The 26784-nt window shown below is 61.2% G+C and carries 24 protein-coding genes and 1 pseudogene; 13 read left to right on the top strand and 12 right to left on the bottom strand.

Annotated features, from left to right (window positions below; genetic code table 11):
* Positions 1-269: 269 nt before the first annotated feature.
* The 4 genes from HZR81_RS21090 to HZR81_RS21075 form a co-directional block, all read right to left on the bottom strand.
* Positions 270-656, bottom strand: a complete 387-nt coding sequence (locus HZR81_RS21090; protein WP_500129184.1) for a hypothetical protein — start codon at positions 654-656, stop codon at positions 270-272.
* Between the two features lie 611 nt (positions 657-1267).
* On the bottom strand, positions 1268-1804 hold the full coding sequence (locus HZR81_RS21085; protein WP_500129183.1) for a hypothetical protein: 537 nt from the start codon (positions 1802-1804) through the stop codon (positions 1268-1270).
* Positions 1805-2244: 440 nt separating this feature from the next.
* On the bottom strand, positions 2245-2616 hold the full coding sequence (locus tag HZR81_RS21080) for a BRO-N domain-containing protein (protein ID WP_500129182.1): 372 nt from the start codon (positions 2614-2616) through the stop codon (positions 2245-2247).
* A 22-nt stretch (positions 2617-2638) separates the two neighbouring features.
* The gene (locus HZR81_RS21075) at positions 2639-3661 is read right to left on the bottom strand and encodes a tyrosine-type recombinase/integrase (protein WP_500129181.1); all 1023 of its coding nucleotides are present in this window, start codon (positions 3659-3661) and stop codon (positions 2639-2641) included.
* 209 nt (positions 3662-3870) lie between these two features.
* Between HZR81_RS21075 and HZR81_RS21070 the strand changes: the two are divergent.
* The 3 genes and pseudogenes from HZR81_RS21070 to HZR81_RS21060 form a co-directional block, all read left to right on the top strand.
* Positions 3871-4161 (top strand): annotated as a pseudogene (locus HZR81_RS21070) (SGNH/GDSL hydrolase family protein); the annotation flags it as partial.
* 43 nt (positions 4162-4204) lie between these two features.
* Entirely contained in the window at positions 4205-4486 is a 282-nt protein-coding gene (locus HZR81_RS21065) for a hypothetical protein (RefSeq protein ID WP_063543104.1), read from the top strand.
* Between the two features lie 71 nt (positions 4487-4557).
* Complete coding sequence (locus tag HZR81_RS21060; protein ID WP_102841168.1) at positions 4558-5529, top strand: L,D-transpeptidase family protein; 972 nt, start codon at positions 4558-4560, stop codon at positions 5527-5529.
* 63 nt (positions 5530-5592) lie between these two features.
* On the opposite strand, the gene HZR81_RS21055 is transcribed toward HZR81_RS21060, so the two are convergent.
* Positions 5593-5847 (bottom strand): Lpp/OprI family alanine-zipper lipoprotein, encoded by a 255-nt coding sequence (locus HZR81_RS21055; protein ID WP_003294452.1) that lies wholly within the window; start codon positions 5845-5847, stop codon positions 5593-5595.
* 392 nt (positions 5848-6239) lie between these two features.
* Here HZR81_RS21055 and HZR81_RS21050 point away from each other — a divergent pair, with 392 nt between their 5' ends.
* The gene (locus tag HZR81_RS21050) at positions 6240-6521 is read left to right on the top strand and encodes a GNAT family N-acetyltransferase (RefSeq protein ID WP_063543100.1); all 282 of its coding nucleotides are present in this window, start codon (positions 6240-6242) and stop codon (positions 6519-6521) included.
* A 38-nt stretch (positions 6522-6559) separates the two neighbouring features.
* Here HZR81_RS21050 and HZR81_RS21045 read toward each other — a convergent pair whose 3' ends face one another.
* Positions 6560-7636, bottom strand: a complete 1077-nt coding sequence (locus HZR81_RS21045; RefSeq protein WP_102841167.1) for a 3-deoxy-7-phosphoheptulonate synthase — start codon at positions 7634-7636, stop codon at positions 6560-6562.
* A 262-nt stretch (positions 7637-7898) separates the two neighbouring features.
* Between HZR81_RS21045 and HZR81_RS21040 the strand changes: the two genes are divergently transcribed.
* The gene (locus HZR81_RS21040; protein WP_500129178.1) at positions 7899-8855 is read left to right on the top strand and encodes a putative 2-dehydropantoate 2-reductase; all 957 of its coding nucleotides are present in this window, start codon (positions 7899-7901) and stop codon (positions 8853-8855) included.
* Positions 8856-9032: 177 nt separating this feature from the next.
* On the top strand, positions 9033-10007 hold the full coding sequence (gene cysB / locus HZR81_RS21035) for an HTH-type transcriptional regulator CysB (RefSeq protein ID WP_063543094.1): 975 nt from the start codon (positions 9033-9035) through the stop codon (positions 10005-10007).
* 66 nt (positions 10008-10073) lie between these two features.
* Here the strand turns inward: cysB and HZR81_RS21030 are convergent, their stop codons facing one another.
* Positions 10074-10808 (bottom strand): phosphoadenylyl-sulfate reductase, encoded by a 735-nt coding sequence (locus tag HZR81_RS21030; RefSeq protein ID WP_500129176.1) that lies wholly within the window; start codon positions 10806-10808, stop codon positions 10074-10076.
* A gap of 191 nt (positions 10809-10999) precedes the next feature.
* On the opposite strand from HZR81_RS21030, the gene thrH reads away from it, so the two are divergent.
* The gene (thrH, locus tag HZR81_RS21025) at positions 11000-11617 is read left to right on the top strand and encodes a bifunctional phosphoserine phosphatase/homoserine phosphotransferase ThrH (RefSeq protein WP_063543090.1); all 618 of its coding nucleotides are present in this window, start codon (positions 11000-11002) and stop codon (positions 11615-11617) included.
* A 173-nt stretch (positions 11618-11790) separates the two neighbouring features.
* Here the strand turns inward: thrH and pabB are convergent, their stop codons facing one another.
* From pabB to rloA, 4 genes are read right to left on the bottom strand one after another with little or no spacing between them, the layout of a single operon-like run.
* On the bottom strand, positions 11791-13131 hold the full coding sequence (pabB, locus tag HZR81_RS21020; RefSeq protein WP_500129173.1) for an aminodeoxychorismate synthase component I: 1341 nt from the start codon (positions 13129-13131) through the stop codon (positions 11791-11793).
* Between the two features lie 50 nt (positions 13132-13181).
* Positions 13182-14165, bottom strand: a complete 984-nt coding sequence (locus HZR81_RS21015) for an alpha-L-glutamate ligase-like protein (protein WP_102841161.1) — start codon at positions 14163-14165, stop codon at positions 13182-13184.
* A gap of 3 nt (positions 14166-14168) precedes the next feature.
* Entirely contained in the window at positions 14169-15695 is a 1527-nt protein-coding gene (rloB, locus tag HZR81_RS21010; RefSeq protein ID WP_063543084.1) for an osmotic stress tolerance membrane protein RloB, read from the bottom strand.
* Between the two features lie 5 nt (positions 15696-15700).
* Positions 15701-16237: a retropepsin-like aspartic peptidase RloA gene (gene rloA / locus HZR81_RS21005; protein WP_063543082.1), complete on the bottom strand. Its 537-nt coding sequence runs from the start codon at positions 16235-16237 to the stop codon at positions 15701-15703.
* A gap of 268 nt (positions 16238-16505) precedes the next feature.
* On the opposite strand from rloA, the gene HZR81_RS21000 reads away from it, so the two are divergent.
* The 5 genes from HZR81_RS21000 (at position 16506) to prpF (ending at position 23319) form a co-directional block, all read left to right on the top strand.
* The gene (locus HZR81_RS21000) at positions 16506-17231 is read left to right on the top strand and encodes a GntR family transcriptional regulator (RefSeq protein WP_125868907.1); all 726 of its coding nucleotides are present in this window, start codon (positions 16506-16508) and stop codon (positions 17229-17231) included.
* Entirely contained in the window at positions 17228-18115 is an 888-nt protein-coding gene (prpB, locus tag HZR81_RS20995; protein ID WP_063543078.1) for a methylisocitrate lyase, read from the top strand. Before HZR81_RS21000 ends, prpB begins: the two co-directional genes overlap by 4 nt.
* A gap of 95 nt (positions 18116-18210) precedes the next feature.
* Positions 18211-19338, top strand: a complete 1128-nt coding sequence (prpC, locus tag HZR81_RS20990; protein ID WP_063543076.1) for a bifunctional 2-methylcitrate synthase/citrate synthase — start codon at positions 18211-18213, stop codon at positions 19336-19338.
* 75 nt (positions 19339-19413) lie between these two features.
* Positions 19414-22017 (top strand): Fe/S-dependent 2-methylisocitrate dehydratase AcnD, encoded by a 2604-nt coding sequence (acnD, locus tag HZR81_RS20985; protein ID WP_500129171.1) that lies wholly within the window; start codon positions 19414-19416, stop codon positions 22015-22017.
* Positions 22018-22131: 114 nt separating this feature from the next.
* Positions 22132-23319: a 2-methylaconitate cis-trans isomerase PrpF gene (prpF, locus tag HZR81_RS20980; protein WP_500129169.1), complete on the top strand. Its 1188-nt coding sequence runs from the start codon at positions 22132-22134 to the stop codon at positions 23317-23319.
* 92 nt (positions 23320-23411) lie between these two features.
* On the opposite strand, the gene ppsR is transcribed toward prpF, so the two are convergent.
* Positions 23412-24230 carry a posphoenolpyruvate synthetase regulatory kinase/phosphorylase PpsR gene (gene ppsR / locus HZR81_RS20975; protein WP_011913178.1) on the bottom strand — a complete coding sequence of 273 codons (819 nt, stop codon included), beginning with the start codon at positions 24228-24230 and terminating at the stop codon, positions 23412-23414.
* 154 nt (positions 24231-24384) lie between these two features.
* Here ppsR and ppsA point away from each other — a divergent pair, with 154 nt between their 5' ends.
* On the top strand, positions 24385-26754 hold the full coding sequence (ppsA, locus tag HZR81_RS20970; protein ID WP_125868902.1) for a phosphoenolpyruvate synthase: 2370 nt from the start codon (positions 24385-24387) through the stop codon (positions 26752-26754).
* Positions 26755-26784: the final 30 nt, after the last annotated feature.

Genomic DNA, 26784 nt, shown 5'->3' with positions numbered 1-26784 from the left:
GTCGCGCCACTCGTCACCGTTGAGGTGGTCATCAGCAGCCTCATACATGGCCTGGGCATAGACCAGAGGGTCCGTAGCAGCCATGTGATCCGCTCGGATGTCCGAGGTGTGGAAGGTTGCCTGGGTGGCCGTTGAGCCGTGGGCAGTGGTGACGGTCTGGGAGTAGACGCTATCGGGTTTCTTGTACTGGAAAGGTTTTATTGTTGGTAACTCCTTAGAAAAAGTATTGGCGAGTGGTAATCAGGACGAGGACCAGAAGGTCCATAGCGTTAACGTCCACGGGCAGCACGCAGGCGTTCGCCATGCTCACGAATCTCTCGGGCCTTGCGCTCACGCTCAGCGATCTGCTGGGCAATCTCTTGGGGCGTCGGGACGTGGCAACGGCGGGCATGTTCCTGGGCTTCAGCCTTCAGGCGCTCCTGCTCGACTCGCTGCTGGTGCTGGTGGCTCCGATAGAGTCGGGATGCCTCAGGGGAACCCTCAAGGCTCAGCCCAGCGGTAGCGAACGCATCGGCTACCTTTACGATTGCCGGATGGTTCTGGCCTTCAGCCGCGACCAACAGAGGCAGGAGGACCAGCTCGGCATACTCTCGGGCCAGGGTTTGGCCGTGGATGCTTACGGTCTCGGGAGTTACGTTGCTAACGGTAATATTCATTTGGGTAGGTCTCCTTTCCCATAGAGCAAACCCCCAGTCCGCACGGCAGGCGCGACAAGACGCAAGGAGACGTAAACACGCCGACCCTGGGGGTTTGCTCTATGGATTCTTGATTTCAGTGTGTCGCCCGTGGGATGGGCGTTTTGGGGACTTCAGGTGGCCAGTGGGCTGGCGTGCGGAACTGAAGGGCGTAGCGTTAGTTCGCTACTGGTGTGAGCTTGTAAGGCTCCCAGGTGAGTCGCTGGAGTGGGTGCCAATGGCTGGCGGTTGTCGATAACGGATGATGAAACCTTAAAGACGAAACCCAGCGACTCCCTGGGAGCCCTACAGGCGCTCTCAGCGTGCCCTCAGGTCGAACCTGATAGGCAGCAGCATTGCTTCCTGAAACGTCATAGAGGCCCGCTCAAGGATGCCGTCCAGCTCTCCCAAGGGGAGCCTGAGCGTTTCCTGAAGGTCGGCCTGAAAGGACGCCAGGGTGTGGTCCGTGTGGAGCCTGTAGGCGCTCCGAGCGGCATGGTAGACACGGCGGGCGCTTGGGGTTGCCAGGGCGTCGTTGAGCCGGTCACAAAGGGCCTGAGGGCAACCTGGGCCTGGGATCAGTCGATAGCGCATTACATGCCCTCCCGGCTGACGTTGCGACGAATCCGAGCGGCCAGCTTGGCTTCCTGAGCCTTGCGCTGACGGTGGGCCTTGGCGGCTGGGGTCTGGGACTGAGGACCTCGCTTGAGGCCCTTCCAGTCGCACCTATCGTTGAAGGCACTGCGCGCCAGCAGCTCAGCGGACTTCTCTCGCCCCATCTCGGCCATCTTTTGGATGACGACCGTGGCGACCTCAGGCATCTCAAGGATAGCCTCGAAGGCATCGAAGACCATGTCCTCAAACTCGGACGAGACCCAGGCGGCGTAGCGTATTGCCGCTTGTTTCGTCGCCAGGGTTTTGCTGCCGTTGGAGCTTTCGACTTTTCCGGAAGCTGCCAGCCGTTGAGCCTCTTTCAGCTCAGCCCATTTCCCAGGGCCTTTCTTCTTGTCCAGCTTTAGGGTTCGCCAGATTTCGGTTAGGTCCCATTGGCCCGCAGCGTTTGCCTTGAAGGGGTGCCCTTCGATGACGATCAGATGTCCAGCGTGCTTGTGTTTGATGTCGATATTCATTTGTCTGTTTTCCTTTTGGTAGCGCCCTTCAGGTCGCACCCACAGCCGGTCATCCAGACCCCAGACAAGGGAACCGGCGTGGCATGAAAGGCGCTATCAGAAAGACTGGATTGAGGACCGCCAGGGAACTGGCGTTTGTGCCCAGCGACGGGCGATGAGGGACAACCGAGAGTGGTCATCTCCTACTGAGGGTTTTTAAATCGAGGTGGACCTCCGCAAATTTCCGGAGGTGGACCGAGAGCCAGACTCAAGGACATTAGGTCGCCCTCAAAGGATCAGGATCATGGTCTGGCAAGACCTGTCCCAAACTTCAAGACAACCAAGGTTCTCCAAGAGAAGAAACCTTAGGACTTAGAGAAAACCTAAAGTTAAAGAGATTATTAAAAGAGTAATAAGAAGATAATCCTTTAGAATCTTTAAGTTAACAGCCACCCTTGTGTCTATGAACGAATCAGGGGCCACCACCTCCCTGACTCATTGACGTTGTAGGAGCCGGTCTTGCGGATGGACGGGAGGACCTCCTTGAAGACCCACTTGCGGAATGGCTCGGACTGAGGGGCGTGGCCTCTTGTCAGCATCTTGTAAGTGGCGGCTTCAGTGTGGAGCCACGATTTCCCCTGGACGTGAGGCTTCAGTGTCTCCGTAATTTCCGTAGACACGCCTAAGTCGTTCAGCTTGAACGCCAGGGCCTTACCGCTAAACTGAGTAGTGGCGAGGCGGCTGGTAAGCTCGCTCGGGTTCTTCAGGCCAGCCGCTCGGGCGACCTGGGTAGCGATGAACAGGAGGTCATGCTCGGGGTGCCCGATCAGCACGTCCAGCTCGGCAGTAGCTACGCTACCGATCCCCAGTCTTATAGACCTCCCTCAGAACCTCAGCGAGCGCCTTGACTGGGACGCTGTTGCCGTAGGTGTCATACGAGATTGACCCGGAGGCGTGCCCAAGAATCGCCTGGGTATAGATGACCGGCGTGCCTTTGGACTGGAGCCTGGAGGCCATTGAGTGGCGCAGAGAGTGGAGGGTCTGGTTCTGCTCCCGGTCCTCCCCAAGCGCCTCTTTGAGCAAGGCCCCAAGGCCACGACTGGCGTTCATTGCGTTGATCCCATTGTCAGACGGCAGGGCTCCCGCTTTGACTGCCTCAAGGAAGGCCGTTAGGTCGAATCCTAAGGCTCCATCGGTCAACGGGACCAGACGGGTGCTGTAGCGGTTCTTGAGGCTTTTCCCTGGGCCATCCTCGTTAATGTCGATACACCAGCAACCATCGACCTGCTTGATGTCCGCCTTGGTCAACTGAGCGATTTCCCCCACGCGAGCCCCGGTGATTGCCAGGAGGGACAGCCCCCATCGTTGCCAGGAGGTCGCAGGGAGTCCGTTGGCGTGACTCATGGCCTTCGCTACCTGGGACTCGGTGAAGCCCTCCCGCTTGCTCGTGGTGTTCTTGGTGAGCTTGAGCTTAGCGGTGTATGCCTTCTTGATTAGATCATTCGCTTCGGCCCACTTTAGGACCGTCGAGAGGGTGGCGAGTAGGTTATTCACGGTGGACGGCTCTCGGGACTCCAGCAGGCTCGCCCGAACGGCTATCAGGTCCTCCCGCTTGTGCTTGGAGAGGTCAGAGACGCCGACAGCTTCAAAGGCCCTTCCGATGACCGTGTGTTGTGTCCGAAGGGCTCCCAGGGTCGATACCTTCACGTTATCTGAGTAAGCCATCCCCACTGCGTCCAGCTCCTCCCAGTCGGTTGAGGTCGCCAGGGTGTCCTCAGCGATTGACCTGAGGTGGTCGCGCAGTTCGTCCCAGGTTGCGTCCGGCTTGTCGAGATGGAAGGCCCTGAGGGTCGATAGGAGCTGTTTGCTGGTGGTCATTGCGGTTGGTCTATCAGTAGAGCGGAGGGAGAGCGTACAGGTGCCCTTGGAGCGCAGAGGGCGGACCCTGAGGTAGTAGACCCCAGATCGGCGGTAATGCCACGGCTTGGCGAGCAAAACTTCTAACACACTTCTAACAGTTGGCTGAATGACCTGAGTGTCCATCGGCTGAAACCCTTGAAATTACTGGGGTCTCGCTTCTTTTCAAACGATTGAAACAGAATCTTGCCGAGATGATCGATCGCAGCCGCGAAGCGGGTGCCGAGGTTCTGTTGCTCGGGATGCGCATGCCGCCTAATTTGGGGCAGCGCTACACCCGCGCATTTGCGGATGCATTCGACTCGCTTGCAGCGGAGAAAAGCGTTGCTTACGTGCCGTTCTTGCTGGATGGCGTCGGCGGCGTCAGCGGCATGATGCAGGCCGATGGCATTCACCCGACGGCCGAGGCGCAGGGTCAGCTGCTGGAGACGGTCTGGCCGGCACTCGAACCCTTGCTTTGATGCGTGGGCGCAGCTACTGTCGCGCCCTCGATTGGAGCCTCAGATGTCGCGCTCAGCCAGGACCCTTTACGCTTATCGACTCATCGTGCCGGACGAGCAGTACGACATGTTCGCCTGCCGCGAGAATCGACTGCACCTGGCGTTGCGGCAGCTGGAACTGAACGGCAATGCCGACCGCACCCTGTGTGGCGGTTTGCTGCCGGCTCAGCCGCGCTGGAGGGAGCTCGAGCGGGCTACGCTGAAGGATCGGCAGCTGTGTCCCAACTGTCGCCAGTTGCTGGAGGCGCGACGCAAAGGCCTTCCGTCCGCCACGGCTGCCTGGTAGGTCACTGTTTCCGCGGCTTCAAGTACAATCGTCGTCATTTTCCTAAGCCACATTTTCCAAGGATTCTCCGAATGCTCTCGCGCGCGTCCGCTGTCGCCTCCTGTCTGTCATTCGCTGTGCTGTTATCGGCAGGCACGTGCGCCGCACTTGAGCTGCCATTGCCGCCCGAGGGGGACGATGTCGTCGGTCAGATCCAGGTCATCAAGGCGAAGTACGAAGATACCTTCGCTGCCATCGGTGAAGCCCACGATCTTGGCTATCTGGAGTTGGTCGCGGCCAACCCGGGGGTCGATCCGTGGTTGCCGGGAGAGGGGACGGACATCATTCTCCCGACCCGCTTCATCCTGCCACCGGGACCTCGCCAGGGTATCGTGATAAACATCGCCGAGTACCGCCTGTACTACTACCCGGAAGGCCAGAACGTGGTGCACACGTTCCCGCTGGGTATCGGCCGTGAAGGATGGGGGTCGCCTGTTGGCAATACGCGCATTTCGGCAATGACCAGCAATCCGGCCTGGTATCCGCCGCAGTCGATTCGTGAGGAGCACGCAGCCGATGGCGATCCGCTGCCTACCGTCGTGCCGCCAGGTCCGGACAACCCCCTCGGCCCTTACAAGATGAGCCTGGCCCTGCCGGGCTACCTCATCCACGGCTCGAACAAGAAGTTCGGCATTGGCATGCGCGTCAGCCATGGGTGCTTCCGGATGCTCAATCACAACGTGCTTGAGCTGGCAAAGATGGTCAAGGTCGGCACGCCGGTACGGATTATCGACGAGCCTTACAAGTTCGGTGTCAGCGATGGCAAGGTCTATCTTGAAGCGCATGCCCCGCTGGAAGAGAACGAGGAAAAGTCGCTGACCCTGATGGATAAGCACGCCATCGTCATCAATACCTTGCTCAAGCGTGACGAAGCGGCCGGCAATCTGCACCTGGACTGGGAGATGGTGCGTGAAATCATCGCAGGCGAAGATGGTCTGCCTATCCAGATCGCCGAGCAGCGCAACGAGGTTGAGGTGGCCGCTCAGAACGATCAGCTGTTCTGAGGCTCTGTCCGGAGGCAAAAAAAAAGCCGACCTGCAAAGGTCGGCTTTTTCATTTCGTGAAGCTTACTTGCGGCTGGCGCGTTCCAGCATACGCAGAGCACGCTCGTTGGCTTCGTCAGCAGTCTGCTGAGCCTTCTGAGCGGCGGCCAGAGCTTCGTCGGCCTTGCTGTACGCTTCGTCAGCGCGAGCCTGGGCACGGGCAGCGGCGTCTTCGGTCGCGGTCAGGCGAGCTTCGCTTTCTTTGGTCATGCTGTTGCTGCAACCGGTAGCCAGAACTGCGGCCAGAGCCAGAGCAGAGAATTTCAGAACGTTGTTCATCTTGTTCCCCTTAAGGTGGAAATCCATAAAGCAACTTCCGTTATGGAAAGTTTGCGCGCACATACTACCTATAACTTAGCTTAAGTAAACTGAGCCGACAGCGGCGCCGAGGGTTTTTTTTCAATCGGCCGTTGCTTTGATGCTTGGCGAGGCAAGTTGGATAAAAAACAGCCAACGCCTGGCTCGTTCACTTGGAGCTTCTAGTTGCATGATCCGTTCGTTGAAAGAAAGTTCCGCTATTACACCGAACAAATAATGATCAATCGGAGGCTGGCCGAATTGAACGGAAACAGGTAGAAAAGACAGCCTATGCAAGTTGTAGGCGGATGCAGTGACGTGCGCCCCAGCTAATCGGAGAACAAGAAGACAGGGCAACCTGCTGAGGAGACGAGATGAGCGATACGGTGCGCGTTCGCCACGACCAGGCTGGCCATCGCTTCGAGGCTGAGATCGATGGTGACTGTGCTTACCTGGCATATGTCGATCTAGGCAAGCAAACATTAGACATGTATCGCACCTACGTGCCCGACGCCCTGCGCGGCAAGGGCATCGCGGCGATTCTGGTGCAGCACGCGCTCGAGTATGCCGAGCGCGAGGGCTATCAGGTGATCCCGTCGTGCTCTTATGTCGAACGTTATATCGAGCGCCATCGCCCGAACGTGGGTGGTCGCTGAGTTGAATGAAAAAACGCCGGAGACCGGCGTTTTTCGTTTCAGCTGCGCTGCCGTTTGGGTAGCACGTCCTTGAGCTTGTTGTGCATGCTCATGACTGCCTTCTCGGTTGTATCCCAGTCGATGCAGGCGTCGGTAATGGAGACGCCGTACTTGAGGTCGCACAGGTCCTTCGGGATCGCCTGATTGCCCCAGTTCAAGTGGCTTTCGACCATCAGGCCAACGATCGAGCTGTTGCCTTCCAGAATCTGGTTGGCGACGTTCTCCATGACCAGCGGCTGCAGCGCGGGATCCTTGTTGGAGTTCGCATGGCTGCAGTCGATCATGATGTTCGGCCGAATGCCGGCCTTGTTCAGCTCCTGTTCGCACAGCGCAACACTGACCGAGTCGTAGTTGGGCTTGCCATTGCCGCCGCGCAGCACCACGTGGCCGTAGTTGTTGCCCTTGGTGGTGACGATGGAGACACCGCCGGACTGGTTGATGCCAAGGAAACGATGGGGGCTGGAAACCGACTGCAGCGCGTTGATGGCGACAGTCAGGCTGCCGTCGGTGCCGTTCTTGAAGCCGACCGCAGAGGACAGCCCGGACGCCATCTCGCGGTGCGTCTGTGATTCGGTGGTGCGTGCGCCGATGGCCGACCAGCTGATCAGGTCCTGCAGGTACTGTGGAGAGATCGGGTCGAGCGCCTCGGTGGCGGTGGGCAGGCCCATTTCCGCCAGATCGAGCAGCAGCTTGCGACCGATGTGCAGGCCATCCTGGATCTTGAATGAATCATCCATGTAGGGATCGTTGATCAGGCCTTTCCAGCCGACCGTGGTGCGAGGCTTCTCGAAATACACGCGCATGACGAGGAAAAGGCTGTCGGAGACCTTTTCCGCCAGTACCTTTAGGCGCTCGGCGTACTCATGGGCGGCTTTCAGGTCATGGATGGAGCAGGGGCCGATCACCAGGAACAGGCGGTGATCCTTGCCGTCGAGAATGTCGCGTACGACCTGACGCCCGTGGGAGACGGTCTGCAATGCCGAGGCGGTCAGCGGGATTTCACGCTTCAATTGCTCCGGCGTGATCAGGGTCACGTTGGACGCAACGTTGAGGTCGTCGATTGGTAAATCAGCCATTTGTCACTCGTCAGGAATCACGGAGCCGTCCGCCAGCGATCCCGGTGCGGCGGAACAGAGCTTGAGGGCGCAGCGGGGAAACGGAACCTTAGCGCTAAAGGGCTGAATCGACAACGAGATTGATAGCGTATTGAGGCGATCCGCCTGTCGAACTTCGCAACGCCGAGCGGGACGCTGTGATGCGCATCGCCGGGCTGCTATCGTTCGGTTTTTCAACCGGTTGGCGCGATGGACGCGGCCAGCCGCCTGATCTGGAGTGCTTATGTCTGCAGCCAATCCACGTATAGGCATCATCGGCACCGGCGCCATCGGAGGTTTCTACGGCCTGATGCTGGCGCGCGCGGGCTTCGATGTGCATTTCCTGCTGCGCAGCGAATACGATGCCGTGCTTGCCCGGGGTCTGCAGGTCAATAGTGCGGTGCACGGGCCGCTGCTGCTGGAGCAGCCGCAGATCTACCGCGATGCCGCCCGGATGCCGCAATGCGACTGGCTGCTGGTCGGGGCGAAGAGCACCAGTAATCAGGAATTGGCGCCAGTCATCGCCCAGGTCGCTGCGCCTGGCTGCAAAGTAGTGGTGCTGCAGAACGGGCTGGGCGTGGAGGATGTGCTCAGGCCGTTCCTTCCGGACAACGTGCACCTGCTGGGTGGGCTTTGCGCGATCTGTGCACATCGCTCTGCACCGGGCGTCGTCGAACATCAGGCGCTGGGTGGGGTGAACCTTGGCTACCATTCGGGGCCTGCCACCCTGGATCCGCAGGCGCAACAGGCACTATTGGGCGAAATGGCAAAGATGCTGCGGCAGGCCGGAGTAGATTCCTCGCCGATGCCCAGCCTGGCGCAAGCGCGCTGGATGAAGCTGGTGTGGAACGTCCCGTTCAACGGCCTCTCGGCTCTGCTTGACGCTGGTACCGAGTCGCTGCTCGCCAGTGACGATACGCGGGCGCAGATCAAGACCATCATGCAGGAGGTCTGCACTGCGGCGCAGGCGCTGGGTTGTTCGCTGCCGGAAGATTTCCCCGAGAAGCTGCTGATGGGGACCGCGCGGATGCCCGACTATCTGCCCAGCATGTACCACGACCGTTTCCAGAATCGGCCGATGGAGCTCGAGGCGATCTATGCAGCGCCACTTGCCGCGGCGGCGCAGCAGGGTGTCTCCATGCCCTGCACCGAAATGCTCTATCGCCTGTTGCGTTTTCTGGAGCAGCGTAACGGCGCGTGACGCAAACGCCGGGTCCGGTTTTCACCGCGCTGCTAAGCTCAACGGCAGTCGCGGCGAGTCAGACCAAAGGTCGCACAGCAAAAGCCGGACGGAACATCTATCATCCGTTGGCGCACCGTTCATAAGGTTATAAGTGTTGCGGCAGGCGCAGTGGTGCCTTTGCCTTGAGGGATTTCTATGAAGCTTCAACAACTGCGTTACATCTGGGAAGTGGCGCACCATGACCTCAACGTTTCGGCAACCGCCCAGAGCCTGTTCACCTCGCAACCGGGTATCAGCAAACAGATTCGCCTGCTGGAGGACGAACTCGGCGTCGAGGTCTTCGCCCGCAGCGGCAAGCATCTGACGCGAGTGACACCGGCGGGGGAGCGGATCATCACCACGGCCGGCGAAATCCTGCGCAAGTGCGAAAGCATCAAGCAGATCGCCCAGGAGTTCTCCAACGAAAAGAAGGGCACCCTGAGCATCGCCACTACCCACACCCAGGCACGTTATGCGCTGCCCCAGGTGATCAGCAGCTTCATCAAGCAGTACCCGGACGTTTCGCTGCACATGCATCAGGGCACGCCGATGCAGATCGCCGAAATGGCCGCCGATGGCACGGTTGATTTCGCCATCGCCACCGAGGGGCTGGAGCTGTTCGGCGACTTGGTGATGATGCCCTGCTATCGCTGGAACCGCTGCGTGATCGTGCCTCGCGGTCATCCGCTGGCGAAGCTGGACAAGCTCACTCTGGAAGCGCTGGCCGAGCACCCGATCGTGACCTATGTGTTCGGTTTCACCGGGCGCTCCAAGCTCGACGAAGCCTTCGGCCATCGCGGTCTCGTGCCGAAGGTGGTCTTCACTGCGGCCGACGCGGACGTGATCAAGACCTATGTCCGGCTCGGGCTGGGAGTGGGGATCGTGGCGCGCATGGCGGTGGACCCGAACCTGGATTCGGATCTGGTGGTGCTCGATGCCAGTGAGCTGTTCGAGTCCAGCGTGACCAAGATCGGTTTCCGTCGTGGCACTTTCCTGCGTGGCTTCATGTGCGACTTCATCCAGCAGTTCGCCCCGCATCTAAATCGGGATATGCTGGAAAAGGCCATCCAGTGCCGCAACAAGGCGGAACTGGACGAGTTGTTCGACGGAATGCAGCTGCCGACATACTAATCGGCTGAAACGGGTTGAGAGTTTGTCGTCCAACCCGTCAGAGGTTTTTACCGCTACGGTGTGCGGTCAGCTTTTGGCGATCAGATTGCCGGCGTGCAGCCCGCATTCCTTATGCGTCGCTTCCTCCCACCACCAGCGTCCTTCGCGCTCGTGCTGGTTCGGCAGAACCGGACGGGTGCAGGGCTCGCAGCCAATGCTGATGAAACCCCGCTCGTGCAGGCTGTTGTAGGGGATTTCCAGCATGCGGATGTAACCCCAGACTTCCTCGCTGGTCATCTGCGCCAGCGGGTTGAACTTGTATAGAGCGTTGTCCGGCGTCGAGAACGCGCTATCCAGCTCCAGCACCGCAACCTGGCTGCGCGTGCCCGGGCTCTGGTCGCGCCGCTGGCCGGTGGCCCAGGCGCGGACGGTCGACAGCTTGCGTCGCAGCGGCTCGATCTTGCGGATACCGCAGCATTCGCCATGACCATCGCGGTAGAAACTGAACAGGCCCTTTTCGTTGACCAGCGGCTGCAGCAACGCCGGGTCCGGCGTCATGATCTCGATGGCGATGCCGTAGCGATCACGGACCTGCTCGATGAAGCGGTAGGTCTCGCTGTGCAGGCGCCCGGTATCGAGAGTGAATGCCTTGACGTTCTTGTTCAGCTTCCACGCCATGTCCAGCAGCACCACGTCTTCGGCACCACTGAAGGAGATCCACAGGTCATCGCCGAACAGATCGAAGGCGAGCTTAAGTACGTCTTGCGGCGACTTCTCGGCGTAGGCGGCGGCCAACGCTGCGACGTCGATGGATGGGCTCATCAGGCGGCTTCCTTATAGATGACAATGGCGCTTTGGCGCTCTGAGGCGGAGGATGGTAGCAAACGCCGTTTATGCCGCTAAATAACGTTTAGGCACGCCTTTCAGCCTTTTCAGGTATAAGCCCTGCGTTGCTTCGGCTGCGAGCTGCCGTTAGAGTGCCGCCTTCAATTTTCTGCATTGAGGAGTGGCCCGTGGAAATAGCCTGTCTCGACCTGGAAGGTGTGCTGGTTCCGGAAATCTGGATCGCCTTTGCCGAGGCCACCGGAATCGAATCGCTCCGGGCGACCACACGGGACATCCCCGACTATGACGTGCTGATGAAGCAGCGCCTGCGTATTCTCGACGAGCATGGCCTGAAGCTCGCCGATATCCAGGAGGTCATTGCCACCCTCAAGCCGCTGGACGGGGCGCCGGAATTCGTCGACTGGCTGCGCGAGCGCTTCCAGGTGGTGATCCTTTCCGACACCTTCTACGAGTTCTCCCAACCGCTGATGCGCCAGCTGGGCTTCCCGACGCTGCTCTGCCATCGCCTGATCACCGACGAGACCGATCGCGTGGTGGATTATCAGCTGCGCCAGAAGGATCCCAAGCGTCAGTCGGTCATCGCACTGAAGAGCCTGTACTACCGCGTCATCGCCGCAGGCGACTCGTACAACGACACGACCATGCTCAGTGAGGCGCACGCCGGCATCCTGTTCCACGCGCCGGACAACGTCATCGCCGAGTTCCCGCAGTTCCCGGCGGTGCACACCTTCGATGCGCTCAAGCAGGAATTTCTCAAGGCGTCGAACCGCAAGCTCGCCCTCTGACGCAGTCACGAGCTGCAGGGCATAAGCGGCAAGAAAAGGGTCTGGATGCGCTGTGCAGGGTGGGCTTTAGCCCACCAGCTACAGGCGGCCCTGCCGCACGTTGGCAGTACCAATGAGGGGCAGGTTTCAGAGAGTTGATGGTTACCCGTTCCTGAAACTGATCCGCTCGCAGCTTACAGCCCTTCCAGCGTTCTCATCAGAACGCTCACCTTGTCGACCGACTCCTGGTACTCCGCCTGCCAGTCCGAGTCGGCGACGATGCCACCGCCGCCCCAGCAACTGACCTGTTCGTCACGGACGAGCAGGGTGCGGATGGCGATGGAGCTGTCCATCTCTCCTCTGACATCGATGTAGAGCAACGACCCGCAATAGATCGAGCGGTGGGTAGGTTCCAGCTCATCGATGATCTGCATGGCGCGGATCTTCGGCGCCCCGGTGATGGAGCCGCCGGGGAAACTGCCGGCGAGGAGGTCGAAGGCATCGTGGTCAGCGGCCAGTTCGCCGGTGACGCAGCTCACCAGATGATGAACATTGGGATAGCTTTCCAGTGCGAACAGCTGCGGCACGCGCACGCTGCCGATGCGACAGCTGCGGCCGAGATCGTTACGCAGCAGATCGACGATCATCAGGTTCTCGGCGCGATCCTTGTCGCTGGCCAGTAGCGCCTGCGCCTGTGAGGCATCGCTCTGCTCGTCATGGCCGCGCGGCCGCGTGCCCTTGATCGGTCGCGTCTCCACAAGGCCCCGCGTTAGGCGCAGAAAACGCTCCGGCGACAGGCTGACGATGGCGCCGTCGTCGAGGGCAACGAAGCCGGCGAACGGCGTCGGGCATACCTTGCGCAGCGCCTTGTAGGCACTCCAGGCATCACCCGAACAGGTGGCGCGAAAACGCTGGGTGTAGTTCACCTGGTAGCAGTCACCTGCCTGGATATATGCCTGGATGCGCTCGATGCCGCTGCGATAGGCGTCTCGGGAGATGTCTGCAGTGAATCGGCCGTGCAGCCTGAACGGCGTGGCTGCGGCGGACGTGGTCGCTTCGAACAGACGGATCAGGCGCTCGCGATCGACCGGGGCGCAGGCAGGGTGAAACAGCAGCTGACTGGTCTGACGCTGGTGATCAGTGATCAGCGCCCATTCATAGAGCCCCAGTCGCGCCAGCAGCAGGCTGTTGTCGTCGCGAGCGTGCTGTGGAAGCGTTTCCAGGCGCGCGCCGAAGTCATAGCTCAGCAGGCCGATCAGCCCGCCCGTGAATGGCAGTTCGCAGTTGTCGGGCAGCTCTGCCGGCCCCAGGTCGTGCAATGCCTGGCGCAAACGCTGGAAGAAATCGCGCCCCGATTCGTTTCGGGCTGGCTCGAAGAGTGCCGCCGGCCAAGCGCTGAGGATGTCGAAGCGCCCGCGCACGGCTTTCGGTCGGCCGGAATCCAGCAGGACGGCACCGTAAGCATGGCGGATGCGTTCGAACCATGGGGCGGGGTCAGCCAGATAAGGCAGGGCGTGCAGCGTGCAGGTCGGCATGGTCGAATCGATATGGGCCGGCCCGCGAGATGCACGGGCCGGCCAATGGGTCAGTCGTGCGGCGGAACGTGGCCGAAGAGCTCCTGGGAGAACTTCACCCGCTCCTCGACGGTTTCCTGAATGCCTTTCGCCTTGAGCTCTTCCAGGCGATTTTCTACCGCGTGGGCGCGGTGGGTCAGGCCGCAGTCGTTGGCGATCTGGATGTTCAGCCCCGGACGCGCGTTCAGCTCGAGGATCAGCGGACCCTTGTCCTGGTCGAGCACCATGTCGACACCGATGTAGCCCAGGCCGCAGAGCTCGTAGCAGCCAGCAGCCAGCTTCATGAAGCCATCCCAGTTGGGCAGCTGCACGCCATCCACCGCATTGGTGGTATCCGGGTGCTTGGTGATCTTGTTGTTCAGCCAGGTGCCACGCAGGGTAATGCCGGTAGCGAGGTCGACGCCGACGCCGATCGCGCCCTGGTGGAGGTTGGCCTTGCCACCGGATTGACGAGTCGGCAGGCGCAGCATGGCCATTACCGGGTAACCCATCAGCACGATGATGCGGATGTCCGGCACGCCCTCGTAGCTGATGCTCTTGAAGATCGGGTCCGGTGTGACGCGGTATTCGATCAGTGCGCGGTCACGATGACCGCCCAACGAATAGAGTCCGGTGAGAATGTTGGAGATCTGATGCTCGATCTCCTCATGGGTCATGATCTTGCCCGAGACGGTCTTGTAGCGGCCCTCGAAGCGGTCGGCGATCACCAGGATGCCGTCGCCGCCAGCACCCTGGGCCGGCTTGACGACGAAGTCCGTGTGGTCTTTGACGATGTCCTTGAGCTTGTCGATGTCCTTTTCGGTCTCGATGATGCCGTACATCTCCGGCACATGAATGCCGGCCTCGATGGCGCGCTGCTTGGTGATGATCTTGTCATCGACGATCGGGTACAGGCTGCGCTTGTTGTACTTGAGCACGTAATCCGCATTGCGGCGGTTGATGCCCATGATGCCCTTGGCTTCCAGGGCCTTCCACGTCTTGATCAGACCGAACATGGCTCAATCCTTCAGAAAGGCTTTGAAGCGGAACAGCTCGGTCAGGCGGTAGCCGCGGTAGCGACCCATCGCCAGCATGAAGCCCACCATGATCAACAGCACCGCCGGGAAGGTGAAGATGAAATAGGTCAGCGCCTGGATGTTCATCAGCATGAACGCCAGGCTCGCGGCGATCAGCGTGCCGACCGCCACCTTGAAGGCGTGGCCGCCGCCGCGCTCTTCCCAGGTGATGGACAGGCGTTCGATGGTCATGGTCAGGATCACCATCGGGAACAGCGATACCGATAGCCCGCGCTCGAGGCCGAGCTTGTGGCTCAGGAGGCTGATTACCGCGATCAGCACCACGACGAAGGTCAACACCACCGACAGGCGCGGCAGCATCTGCAGCTTGAGGTGCTCCAGATACGAACGCAGCGACAGGCCCAGTGCGGTGATCAGGGTGAAGAGGATGATGCCGAAGCCGATCTGGGTTTCGCGGAAGGCCAGGGCGATCAGCACCGGGGTGAAGGTGCCGAGGGTCTGCAGGCCGCCGAGGTTGCGCAGGATCAGGATCACCAGTACGCCGATCGGGATCATGATCATGATCTGGTAGGTCTGCTGGGTTTGCAGCGGCAGGCCGTACAGCGAGTACTCGAGGAAATCGGCGTCGGTGTTCTCGTCGGTCAGTTTGGCCAGGCGGATGGCATTCATCTCACTGTTGTTGAGAGTGAAGGTCACCTGCGGGTTGCGTCCGCCTTCGAGGTTGATCAGCGGCTCGTTGCCGGTCCACCAGACCAGGCGGTCTGCCGGCAGGCCCTGCTCGCCGGTCCCCGGATTGAAGTACAGCCACTTGTCACCGTTGAAGCTGCGCAGCCAGAGCTCGGGCGTCTGCGGCTGGTCGGCGTTCAGCCGGACGGTATGGACGCGCTCCATCGGGACATGGGCGATCGACAGCAGCAACTCGATGACGCTGGCCTTGTTGGCGATCGAGGCATCGCCGCCGAGCAGCAGCTTGACGTTGTCATCGTTGGGATTGTTGACACGCTTGATGGCTTCGCTGATGAACGTCTCGACGTCCGCCGAGTGCTGGCGGATCGGTGAGAGCAGAGCTTCGGCAGCAATCTTTTCCGGACCCTCTACAGGGATGCTGTCGCGGAAGATCGGGCCGGTCGCCTTGGTCTGCTCGCCGCTGTAGCGCTTGGTGAGCACAAGGCGATAGTAGAGCGTCTGGTTGCCGCTGGCACGGCGCGCGGACCAGGTGACGCGGCGGTTGCCGTCGGCCCGGTTGATGCTGACGCCGTAATTGTTGGAGATGAAGCTTTCGTTGAGGCTGACGAACTCCTGATTCAGCGGCGGCACGAACATCTGCAGCTTCACCGGCTCGCGGGGGCTGGCCTGGAATTCGATCTTCGCGTCGATGTTCCACAGGTCGTCGGTTTCATCTTCGGTAACCGGGATGCCCAGTACGAAGATCTGGTAGGCGGTGATCGAAACTCCCAGTGCGACGAGCAGGAAGATCAGGACTTTCAGATGCAGAGTGAGAGCGCGCATGGGTATTACTCGTCAGCGTCAGATTCGTTGAGGCAACCGGGTTTGCCGGCAATAAAGGTGCGACTCGGGTCGACCAGGGCGCCGAAGCGGGTGAGCGCGTCGGAACCGATCAAAAGTGGGTATTGGAAAGCGGTACGGTCCGTGAGGTTCACTTCGATCGTGCGTTTGGCCTTGCCCATGCACAGATCGAGCTCGATAACGGGGCGTGCCGTATAGGTTTTTTCCTCTTCAGGATCGTAGTCGCCAGCCCGGCGCTTGATCTTGCTGATTCGTGCCAGCGGCCGCTCGATCGGGTGCGCGTGGGCGTCGTCCAGAGCCAGGTAGAACCGTACCCAGGATTTGCCGTTGCGCTTGAATCGCTCGATATCCCGGGCGCTGAGCGAGGCGGTCTGGGCGCCGGTATCGAGTTTGGCTTCCACCTCGAGGCCGAAGTCGGGCAGACCGACGTATTCATTGAGGCCATAGATGGTGTTGTCGGCAGCCTGGGTGGCTGTGGGCAGGATCGAGATGCAGAGCAGCAGAAATAGAACTTTTACTCTCATGGACCTGATATCTAAGGGAAGGGACGAAACGGAAATGACGTACGGCCTGGCGCGTCTGGTAGCGGTGGCGAGCGAGCGGGCTGGGCGCGAAAGGCTGGCATTCTAGCATGGCGCTTTCAACACAGGACAACGGCGAGCGAGGACTCGAAGCGACGCCTTCATGGTTACGACTTTAGTAAAGGTGTCGACAATCCATCGGGCTTGCTTGTTGACTGCGGGTTTATTCAGGCGTATTTTCGCCGGACCGAGTTGGAGATTGTCGACAATCATGTTGGATACCGTTGAAGTCGCCCCGGCAGCGCAACAGATAGACAGTGGCACGCTTGCCGAGCACGTGTTTCGCCTGATCCAGGCTGCCATCGTCAAGGGTGAGATCGCTCCGGGAAGCAAGATTTCCGAGCCGGAACTGGCGCGCACCTACGGCATCAGCCGCGGACCGCTGCGCGAAGCGATTCATCGGCTTGAAGGGCAGAAGCTGCTGATTCGTGTGCCGCATGTGGGCGCGCGAGTGGTTTCGCTGAGCCACGCCGAGCTGATCGAACTCTATGAAATTCGCGAATCACTCGAGGGCATGGCCTGCCGCCTCGCCGCCGAGCGCATGAGCGAGGCGGAGATCGACGATCTGCGCCGGGTACTGCGCACCCACGAGCGCGACGAGGCATTTCAAGCTGGTGTCGGCTACTACCAGCAGGAAGGCGACTTCGACTTCCACTACCGAATCATCCAGGGCAGCGGCAACCGCACGCTGGCCAAACTGCTATGCGACGAGCTCTACCAGCTCGTGCGCATGTACCGCATCCAGTTTTCAACGACGCCGAACCGGCCGCATCAGGCCTTCGCCGAACACCACCGGATTCTCGACGCCATCGCCGAGCGCGATGGCGAGTTGGCGGAACTGCTGATGCGCCGCCATATCGCCGCTTCCAAGCGCAATGTCGAGCGCCACTTCAAGGGCGCTCTTGAGCAAACACCACAACCAAGAGGTGAGGCATGACACTCCCAACCCCCGGTCAGCGATTCCGCGATGCGGTCGCCAGCGAACATCCCCTGCAGGTGGTCGGTGCGATCAACGCCAACCATGCGTTGCTGGCCAAGCGTGCCGGCTTCAAGGCGATCTATCTGTCCGGCGGCGGCGTCGCGGCCGGCTCGCTGGGTCTGCCTGACCTCGGCATCACCGGACTCGACGATGTGCTGACCGACGTACGCCGGATCACCGACGTCTGCGACCTGCCGCTGCTGGTGGATGTCGACACCGGCTTCGGCTCCTCGGCCTTCAACGTGGCCCGCACCGTCAAGTCGATGATCAAGTTCGGCGCGGCGGCGATCCACATTGAGGATCAGGTCGGCGCCAAGCGCTGCGGCCATCGTCCGAACAAGGAGATCGTCTCGCAGCAGGAGATGGTCGACCGCATCAAGGCGGCCGTCGATGCACGTACCGACGACAGCTTCGTGATCATGGCGCGTACCGACGCGTTGGCGGTTGAAGGGCTGAACTCGGCGCTGGATCGTGCGGCCGCCTGCATCGAGGCCGGCGCCGACATGATCTTCCCCGAGGCGATCACCGAGCTGGACATGTACAAGGTCTTTGCCGACCGGGTGAAGGCGCCGATCCTGGCCAACATCACCGAGTTCGGTGCCACGCCGCTGTACACCACCGAGCAGCTGGCCAGCGTCGACGTGTCGCTGGTGCTCTATCCGTTGTCGGCGTTCCGCGCCATGAACAAGGCTGCCGAGAACGTTTACACCGCGCTGCGCCGTGATGGCACCCAGGCGAACGTGATCGACACCATGCAGACCCGCATGGAGCTCTACGATCGCATCAACTACCACGCGTTCGAGCAGCACCTCGACGCGCTGTTCGCCCAAAAGAAGAGCTGACGAGTAGCGCCCGACCGATTTGCCAGCGGGCGCTTTGCGATCCATTTTTCAACGTGATTTGCGGTATCCAGAACAAATCCAATAAGGAGATAGCAATGGCTGAAGCAAAAGTATTGAGCGGTGCGGGTCTGCGCGGACAGATCGCCGGACAGACTGCCCTGTGCACCGTCGGCAAGACCGGCGCCGGTCTGACCTATCGTGGCTACGACGTCCGCGACCTGGCCGCCGAATGCGATTTCGAGGAAGTCGCCTACCTGCTGTTCTACGGTGAGCTGCCGAACGCTCAGCAGCTGGCTGATTACAAGAATCGCCTGAAGACCATGCGTGACCTGCCGCAGGCACTGAAGGAAGTGCTCGAGCGCATTCCGGCCAGCGCGCATCCGATGGATGTGATGCGCACCGGCTCGTCGGTGCTCGGCACTCTTGAGCCGGAGCTCAGCTTCGACCAGCAGCGCGACGTGGCCGAGCGCCTGATGGCGGCCTTCCCGGCCATCATGTGCTACTGGTACCGCTTCACCCACGACGGCGTGCGCATCAACTGCACCAGCGACGAAGACACCCTGGGTGGCCACTTCCTCGCGCTGCTGCACGACAAGAAGCCGAGCGACCTGCACGTCAAGGTGATGAACGTCTCGCTGATCCTCTATGCCGAGCACGAATTCAACGCCTCGACCTTCACCGCGCGGGTTTGCGCCTCGACTCTTTCCGACCTCTATTCCTGCGTGACTGGTGCCATCGGTTCGCTGCGCGGCCCGCTGCATGGCGGCGCCAACGAAGCGGCGATGGACATGATCGAGCAGTGGAAGAGCCCGGAAGAGGCGCGTGAAGCGATCCTCGGCATGCTCGAGCGCAAGGACAAGATCATGGGCTTCGGCCACGCGATCTACAGCGTCTCCGACCCGCGCAACGAGGTCATCAAGGTCTGGGCCAAGAAGCTCGCCGACGAAGTGGGCGACACCGTGCTCTACCCGGTATCGGTCGCGGTCGACGAAACCATGTGGGAGCAGAAGAAGCTGTTCCCCAACGCCGACTTCTACCATGCCTCCGCCTATCACTTCATGGGCATTCCCACCAAGCTGTTCACGCCGATCTTCGTCTGCTCGCGCGTAACCGGCTGGGCGTCCCATGTGTTCGAACAACGCAGCAACAACCGGATCATTCGGCCGAGCGCCGAGTACATCGGTCCGGAACAGCGCAAGGTCGTACCGATCGCTCAGCGCTGATCGGAACGGGGAGCCCGCTGTGCGGGCTCCTCAGGCCTGGCCCCTCGGAACATTATTGAATTGAGTTCTTCCGGCATGAATACAGAACACCGCAAACCTTTGCCAGGCACCGGGCTTGACTACTTCGATACCCGCGAGGCGATCGAAGCGATTCAGCCGGGCGCCTACGACAAACTGCCCTATACCTCCCGCGTGTTGGCCGAACAGCTGGTGCGCCGCTGTGAGCCCGAAGCGCTGACCGATTCGCTGAAGCAGATCATCGAGCGCAAGCGCGACCTCGACTTTCCCTGGTATCCGGCTCGCGTCGTCTGCCACGACATCCTCGGCCAGACCGCGCTGGTCGATCTCGCCGGCCTGCGCGATGCGATCGCGGAGCAGGGCGGGGATCCGGCCAAGGTCAACCCGGTGGTGCCGACGCAGCTGATCGTCGACCACTCGCTGGCGGTGGAATATGCCGGTTTCGATCCGGATGCCTTCGAGAAGAACCGCGCCGTCGAGGAGCGTCGCAACGAGGACCGCTTCCACTTTATCGAGTGGACCAAGACCGCGTTCAAGAACGTCGACGTGATTCCGGCCGGCAACGGCATCATGCACCAGATCAACCTGGAGAAAATGTCCCCGGTGATCCAGGCCCGCGGCGGCGTGGCCTTCCCGGACACCTGCGTCGGCACCGACTCGCATACGCCGCACGTCGATGCGCTGGGCGTGATCGCCATCGGTGTTGGCGGCCTGGAAGCCGAAACCGTGATGCTCGGCCTGCCCTCGATGATGCGTCTGCCCGACATCGTCGGTGTGCGTCTGACCGGCAAGCGCCAACCGGGTATCACCGCGACCGATATCGTCCTCGCGCTGACCGAGTTCCTGCGCAAGGAACGGGTGGTCGGAGCCTGGGTCGAGTTCTTCGGCGAAGGCGCCGACAGCCTTACCATCGGCGATCGCGCGACCATCTCCAACATGTGCCCGGAGTATGGCGCCACCGCTTCGATGTTCTACATCGACCAACAGACCATCGATTACCTCAAGCTGACCGGTCGCGAGCCGGAGCAGGTTGCGCTGGTCGAGCAATACGCCAAGGAAACCGGTCTGTGGGCGACTGCCCTGGAAGGCGCCGAGTACGAGCGCGTGCTCGAGTTCGACCTGTCCAGCGTGGTGCGCAACATGGCCGGTCCGAGCAACCCGCACAAGCGCCTGCCGACTTCGGCCCTGCACGAGCGCGGTATCGCTGACGAGGCCAAGCTGGCCGCGGCCCGCGCCGAGGAAGCCGAAGGCCGGTTGCCGGATGGCGCTGTGATCATCGCCGCCATCACCAGCTGCACCAACACCTCCAATCCGCGCAACGTGGTCGCTGCCGGCCTGCTGGCGAAGAAGGCCAACGAGCTTGGCCTGGTGCGCAAACCTTGGGTGAAGACATCCTTCGCGCCGGGTTCAAAGGTGGCCAAGCTGTACCTGGAGGAGGCGGGCCTGCTGCCGGAACTGGAGAAGCTCGGCTTCGGCATCGTCGCCTATGCCTGCACCACCTGTAACGGCATGTCCGGCGCGCTGGATCCGAAGATCCAGCAAGAGATCATCGAGCGTGACCTGTACGCCACCGCGGTCCTCTCCGGTAACCGCAACTTCGATGGCCGTATCCACCCGTATGCCAAGCAGGCATTCCTCGCCTCGCCGCCACTGGTGGTCGCCTACGCCATCGCCGGTACCGTGCGCTTCGATATCGAACAGGATGTGCTGGGCACCGACAAGAACGGCAACCCGGTTACCCTGAAGGACCTGTGGCCATCCGACGAGGAGATCGACGCCATCGTCGCCGCCTCGGTCAAGCCGGAGCAGTTCAAGCAGGTCTACATCCCGATGTTCGACCTGGGCAGCATCGAGGAAGCCAAGAGTCCGCTGTACGACTGGCGTCCGATGTCCACCTACATCCGTCGTCCGCCGTACTGGGAAGGCGCCCTGGCTGGCGAGCGCACGCTCAAGGGCATGCGTCCGCTGGCGATCCTGCCGGACAACATCACCACCGATCACCTGTCGCCTTCCAACGCGATCCTGCTGGATTCGGCTGCCGGTGAGTACTTGGCGAAGATGGGCCTGCCGGAGGAAGACTTCAATTCCTACGCCACCCACCGCGGCGACCACCTGACCGCGCAACGGGCGACGTTCGCCAACCCGCAGCTGGTCAACGAGATGGCCGTGATCGACGGCAAGGTGCAGAAGGGCTCGCTGGCGCGCGTCGAGCCGGAAGGCAAGGTGATGCGCATGTGGGAAGCCATCGAAACCTACATGAACCGCAAGCAGAACCTGATCATCGTCGCCGGTGCCGACTACGGCCAGGGCAGTTCGCGTGACTGGGCGGCCAAGGGTGTGCGTCTGGCCGGCGTGGAAGTGATCGTCGCCGAAGGCTTCGAGCGTATCCACCGCACCAACCTGGTGGGCATGGGCGTGCTGCCGGTCGAGTTCAAGCCGGGCACCACACGCCTGACCCTCGGCCTCGACGGCACTGAGACCTACGACATCGAGGGCGAGCTGTCGCCGTGTTGCGATCTGACCCTGGTCATTCACCACAAGAGCGGTGAAGAAACCCGTGTGCCGGTCACCTGTCGCCTCGACACCGCGGCCGAGGTCAGCGTCTACCAGGCCGGTGGTGTACTGCAGCGCTTTGCCAAGGACTTCCTCGGCCAGGCCTGAGGCACGCCAGTTCCGCGCGTGCTCTGTGGTTCGTCCGCAGAGCACGTGCGCAGCGGCGATATTTCATTTCTGCGCGACCGTCCGGTGGCGCAGCTTCATGAGGACCAGATTCCCATGGCTCATCTTCCCCAGATCAAGATTCCCGCGACCTACATGCGTGGCGGCACCAGCAAAGGCGTGTTCTTCCGCCTACAGGACCTGCCGGAGAGCTGCCAGGTGCCGGGCGCTGCGCGCGACAAGCTGTTCATGCGCGTGATCGGCAGCCCTGACCCGTATTCGGCGCATATCGACGGCATGGGTGGCGCCACATCCAGTACCAGCAAATGCGTCATCCTTTCAAAGAGCAGTCGGCCGGATCACGACGTCGACTACCTCTATGGTCAGGTGTCGATCGACAAGCCCTTCGTCGACTGGAGCGGCAACTGCGGCAACCTTTCCACTGGCGCCGGCGCCTTTGCCCTACATGCCGGCCTGGTGGATGCCGAGCGCATTCCGCAGAACGGAACCTGTGTGGTGCGGATCTGGCAGGCCAATATCGGCAAGACCATCATCGCCCACGTACCGGTCACCGACGGCCAGGTGCAGGAAACCGGCGATTTCGAGCTGGACGGCGTGACCTTTCCGGCAGCCGAGATCGTGCTCGAATTCCTCGATCCGTCCGACGACGGCGAGGAGGGCGGCTCGATGTTTCCTACCGGCAACCTGGTCGACGACCTGGAGGTGCCCGGTATCGGCACGCTCAAGGCGACCATGATCAGTGCGGGCATCCCGACAGTATTCGTCAATGCCGAGGATGTTGGCTATCAGGGCACCGAGCTGCGCGAGGACATCAACGGCAATCCGGATGCTTTGGCTCGTCTGGAGTCGATTCGTGTGGCCGGTGCGCTGCGGATGGGTTTGATCAAGACCGCGGAGGAGGCGTTGACCCGCCAGCACACGCCGAAGGTTGCGTTCGTTTCCCGGCCTAAAAGCTATCGCGCGTCGTCCGGCAAGAACATTGAGGCGGGCGAGGTCGATCTGCTCGTCCGCGCACTGTCCATGGGCAAGCTGCACCACGCCATGATGGGCACCTGTGCGGTGGCCATCGGCACGGCGGCGGCGGTGCCCGGTACGCTGGTCAATCTCGCCGCGGGTGGTGGTGAGCGTCAGGCCGTGCGCTTCGGGCATCCGTCCGGCACGTTGCGCGTCGGTGCCGAGGCGAAGCAGATAGACGGCCAGTGGACCGTGACCAAAGCCATCATGAGCCGCAGCGCGCGCGTGCTGATGGAAGGCTGGGTACGTGTGCCAGGCGACGCTTTCTGATGCGCTTCAGCCGCCGAATAGCAAATTCTTCCGGTTGAAAAACGCAAAAAGTCCGCACCAAGCGGACTTTTTGTTGTCTAGCGAAGCGGCGGTTATTTGAGTCGACGCTCGACGCCTTTCTCCACCAGGATCTTGGCCGAGATTTCCTCGACCGAAAAATGCGTGGAGTTGATGAAGTTGATGTTCTCGCGGCGGAACAGGTTTTCCACCTCGCGGACTTCGAATTCGCATTGGGCGAAACTGGCGTAGCGGCTGTTGGGCTTGCGTTCGTTGCGGATGGCAGCCAGGCGGTCCGGGTCGATGGTGAGCCCGAACAGCTTGTCCTTGTACTCCTTGAGTGCACTGGGCAGCTGCAGGCGCTCCATGTCGTCCTCGGTGAGCGGGTAGTTGGCGGCGCGGATGCCGTACTGCATCGCCATGTACAGGCAGGTCGGTGTTTTGCCGCAGCGGGAAACGCCAACCAGGATGAGGTCCGCCTTGTCGTAGTAGCGGGTGCGCGCACCATCGTCGTTGTCGAGGGCGAAGTTGACCGCCTCGATACGCTCCATGTAGTTGGTGTTGTGGCTGATCGAGTGGGATTTGCCCACGGAATAGGAGGAACGTGACATCAGCTCATGTTCCAGCGGAGCAAGGAACGAAGAGAAGATATCGATCATGAAGCCATTGGATTCGGCGAGAATGTCACGGATTTCCTGGTTAACCAGCGTGTCGAAGATGATCGGCCGGCCACCGTCCTTTTCCGCGGCATTATTGATTTGCTGTACCATGGCCCGCGCTTTTTCCGCGGTGTCGATATACGGGCGTGTCAGTTTGGTGAAAGTGATGTTCTCGAACTGCGCCAGAAGACTCTGGCCCAGGGTTTCCGCGGTGATGCCTGTGCCGTCCGAAATGAAGAAAGCAGTTCGTTTCATGTGCCTTGGGCCTTAAGTCGAGAACGGTTCCCAGCTATAGTAGGCCCTTCGCCGAGCCCGGTTGGCGGGCATTGTTACTTATTTTGCAGGGTCGGGCCACAGTCGTGCGGCCCGGCTCCGGTTGAGTTTCCAACACTAATGTGGAGAGATCACCTTGGTAGAGTACGTAGTTTCCCTCGATAAGCTCGGCAATCATGACGTTGAGCGTGTAGGGGGCAAGAACGCCTCCCTGGGCGAGATGATCAGCAACCTCGCCGGTGCCGGCGTTTCCGTACCGGGCGGTTTCGCCACGACGGCCCAGGCCTATCGCGACTTCCTCGAGCTCAGCGGTCTGAACGATCAGATCCACGCTCTGCTCGATGCCCTTGATGTGGATGACGTCAACGCCCTGGCCAAGGCCGGCGCGCAGATCCGCCAGTGGGTCATGGACGCCGAGTTCCCGCCGCAGCTCGACGCCGACATTCGCAAGGCCTTCGCCGAAATGTCCGGCGGCAACGACAACATGGCCGTTGCGGTCCGCTCCTCGGCCACTGCTGAAGACCTGCCGGATGCGTCCTTCGCCGGCCAGCAGGAAACCTTCCTCAACATCCGTGGCGTGGACAACGTGATCCGCGCGGCCAAGGAAGTGTTCGCCTCGCTGTTCAACGACCGTGCCATCGCCTACCGCGTACACCAGGGCTTCGATCACAAGCTGGTCGCCCTGTCTGCCGGTGTGCAGCGCATGGTCCGCTCGGAAACCGGCACCGCCGGCGTGATGTTTACCCTCGACACCGAGTCCGGCTTCCGTGATGTGGTGTTCATCACCGGCGCCTACGGCCTCGGCGAAACCGTGGTACAGGGTGCGGTCAATCCGGACGAGTTCTACGTCCACAAGCAGACCCTGGAAGCCGGACGCCCGGCCATCCTGCGCCGCAATCTGGGCAGCAAGGCGATCAAGATGGTCTATGGCGACGAAGCCAAGGCCGGTAAGTCGGTCAAGACTGTCGACGTTGATGCCGCCGACCGCGCGCGCTTCTGCCTGACCGATGAAGAGGTCACCAACCTAGCCAAGCAGGCGATGATCATCGAGAAGCACTACGGCCGCCCGATGGACATCGAATGGGCCAAGGACGGTGACGACGGCAAGCTGTACATCGTCCAGGCCCGTCCGGAAACCGTGAAGAGCCGCAGCAGTGCCAACGTGATGGAGCGCTACCTGCTGAAGGAAAAGGGCACCGTGCTGGTGGAAGGCCGTGCCATTGGCCAGCGCATCGGCGCAGGCCCGGTCAAGGTCATCCACGACGTGAGCGAGATGGACAAAGTCCAGCCGGGCGACGTACTGGTCTCCGACATGACCGACCCGGACTGGGAGCCGGTGATGAAGCGCGCCAGCGCGATCGTCACCAACCGCGGCGGGCGCACCTGCCATGCTGCGATCATCGCCCGTGAGCTGGGTATTCCCGCCGTCGTCGGCTGCGGCAATGCCACCGAAGTCCTCAAGGACGGCCAGCGCGTCACTGTTTCCTGCGCCGAAGGCGATACCGGCCTGATCTTCGATGGCGAGCTGGGTTTCGACATCCGCCAGAATTCCATCGATGCCATGCCGGAGCTGCCGTTCAAGATCATGATGAACGTCGGCAACCCGGACCGCGCCTTCGACTTCGCCCACCTGCCGAATGAAGGCGTTGGCCTGGCCCGTCTCGAGTTCATCATCAACCGCATGATCGGCGTGCACCCCAAGGCGCTGCTGAACTTCGACGGTCTGCCTGCAGATGTGAAGAGCAGCGTGGAGAAGCGCATCGCCGGCTACGACGATCCGGTCAACTTCTATGTCGAGAAGCTGGTCGAGGGCGTCAGCACTCTGGCCGCGGCATTCTGGCCGAAGAAGGTCATCGTGCGCCTGTCGGACTTCAAGTCGAACGAGTACGCCAACCTGATCGGCGGCAAGCTGTACGAGCCGGAAGAAGAGAACCCGATGCTCGGCTTCCGCGGTGCTTCTCGCTACATCAGCGATTCGTTCCGTGACTGCTTCGAACTCGAATGCCGTGCGATGAAGAAGGTCCGCGACGTCATGGGCCTGACCAACGTCGAGCTGATGGTGCCGTTCGTGCGCACCCTGGGCGAAGCCTCGCAGGTGGTCGATCTGCTGGCGAAGTACGGCCTCAAGCGTGGCGAGAATGGCCTGCGCGTCATCATGATGTGCGAGCTGCCGTCCAACGCCTTGCTGGCCGATGAGTTCCTCGAATTCTTCGATGGCTTCTCAATCGGCTCCAACGACATGACCCAGCTGACCCTGGGCCTGGACCGCGACTCCGGCATCATCGCCCATTTGTTCGACGAGCGTAATCCTGCGGTGAAGAAGCTGCTCGCCAACGCCATCCAGGCGTGCAACAAGGCCGGCAAGTACATCGGTATCTGCGGTCAGGGCCCGTCGGATCATCCGGATCTGGCCAAGTGGCTGATGGAGCAGGGCATCGAGAGCGTGTCGCTGAATCCGGATTCCGTGCTGGATACCTGGTTCTTCCTGGCTGATCGCCAGATCTGACCGTTGCGGTAGATCGAAAACGGGGCGTCA

This window comes from Pseudomonas sp. LM13 (assembly GCF_041381355.1).
GTDB classification, from domain to species: domain Bacteria; phylum Pseudomonadota; class Gammaproteobacteria; order Pseudomonadales; family Pseudomonadaceae; genus Stutzerimonas; species Stutzerimonas frequens.
The sequence above is the reverse complement of the archived record's forward strand: the minus strand, read 5'-3'. Positions and strand labels throughout refer to the sequence as shown.

Bases quoted from the DNA above. Each gene is read 5' to 3' on its own strand.
- HZR81_RS21090 (WP_500129184.1), bottom strand. From the start codon at position 656: ATGAATATTACCGTTAGCAACGTAACTCCCGAGACCGTAAGCATCCAC.
- HZR81_RS21085 (WP_500129183.1), bottom strand. From the start codon at position 1,804: ATGAATATCGACATCAAACACAAGCACGCTGGACATCTGATCGTCATC.
- HZR81_RS21075 (WP_500129181.1), bottom strand. From the start codon at position 3,661: ATGACCACCAGCAAACAGCTCCTATCGACCCTCAGGGCCTTCCATCTC.
- HZR81_RS21065 (WP_063543104.1), top strand. From the start codon at position 4,205: ATGTCGCGCTCAGCCAGGACCCTTTACGCTTATCGACTCATCGTGCCG.
- HZR81_RS21060 (WP_102841168.1), top strand. From the start codon at position 4,558: ATGCTCTCGCGCGCGTCCGCTGTCGCCTCCTGTCTGTCATTCGCTGTG.
- HZR81_RS21055 (WP_003294452.1), bottom strand. From the start codon at position 5,847: ATGAACAACGTTCTGAAATTCTCTGCTCTGGCTCTGGCCGCAGTTCTG.
- HZR81_RS21050 (WP_063543100.1), top strand. From the start codon at position 6,240: ATGAGCGATACGGTGCGCGTTCGCCACGACCAGGCTGGCCATCGCTTC.
- HZR81_RS21045 (WP_102841167.1), bottom strand. From the start codon at position 7,636: ATGGCTGATTTACCAATCGACGACCTCAACGTTGCGTCCAACGTGACC.
- HZR81_RS21040 (WP_500129178.1), top strand. From the start codon at position 7,899: ATGTCTGCAGCCAATCCACGTATAGGCATCATCGGCACCGGCGCCATC.
- cysB (WP_063543094.1), top strand. From the start codon at position 9,033: ATGAAGCTTCAACAACTGCGTTACATCTGGGAAGTGGCGCACCATGAC.
- HZR81_RS21030 (WP_500129176.1), bottom strand. From the start codon at position 10,808: ATGAGCCCATCCATCGACGTCGCAGCGTTGGCCGCCGCCTACGCCGAG.
- pabB (WP_500129173.1), bottom strand. From the start codon at position 13,131: ATGCCGACCTGCACGCTGCACGCCCTGCCTTATCTGGCTGACCCCGCC.
- HZR81_RS21015 (WP_102841161.1), bottom strand. From the start codon at position 14,165: ATGTTCGGTCTGATCAAGACGTGGAAGGCCCTGGAAGCCAAGGGCATC.
- rloB (WP_063543084.1), bottom strand. From the start codon at position 15,695: ATGCGCGCTCTCACTCTGCATCTGAAAGTCCTGATCTTCCTGCTCGTC.
- rloA (WP_063543082.1), bottom strand. From the start codon at position 16,237: ATGAGAGTAAAAGTTCTATTTCTGCTGCTCTGCATCTCGATCCTGCCC.
- HZR81_RS21000 (WP_125868907.1), top strand. From the start codon at position 16,506: ATGTTGGATACCGTTGAAGTCGCCCCGGCAGCGCAACAGATAGACAGT.
- prpB (WP_063543078.1), top strand. From the start codon at position 17,228: ATGACACTCCCAACCCCCGGTCAGCGATTCCGCGATGCGGTCGCCAGC.
- prpC (WP_063543076.1), top strand. From the start codon at position 18,211: ATGGCTGAAGCAAAAGTATTGAGCGGTGCGGGTCTGCGCGGACAGATC.
- acnD (WP_500129171.1), top strand. From the start codon at position 19,414: ATGAATACAGAACACCGCAAACCTTTGCCAGGCACCGGGCTTGACTAC.
- prpF (WP_500129169.1), top strand. From the start codon at position 22,132: ATGGCTCATCTTCCCCAGATCAAGATTCCCGCGACCTACATGCGTGGC.
- ppsR (WP_011913178.1), bottom strand. From the start codon at position 24,230: ATGAAACGAACTGCTTTCTTCATTTCGGACGGCACAGGCATCACCGCG.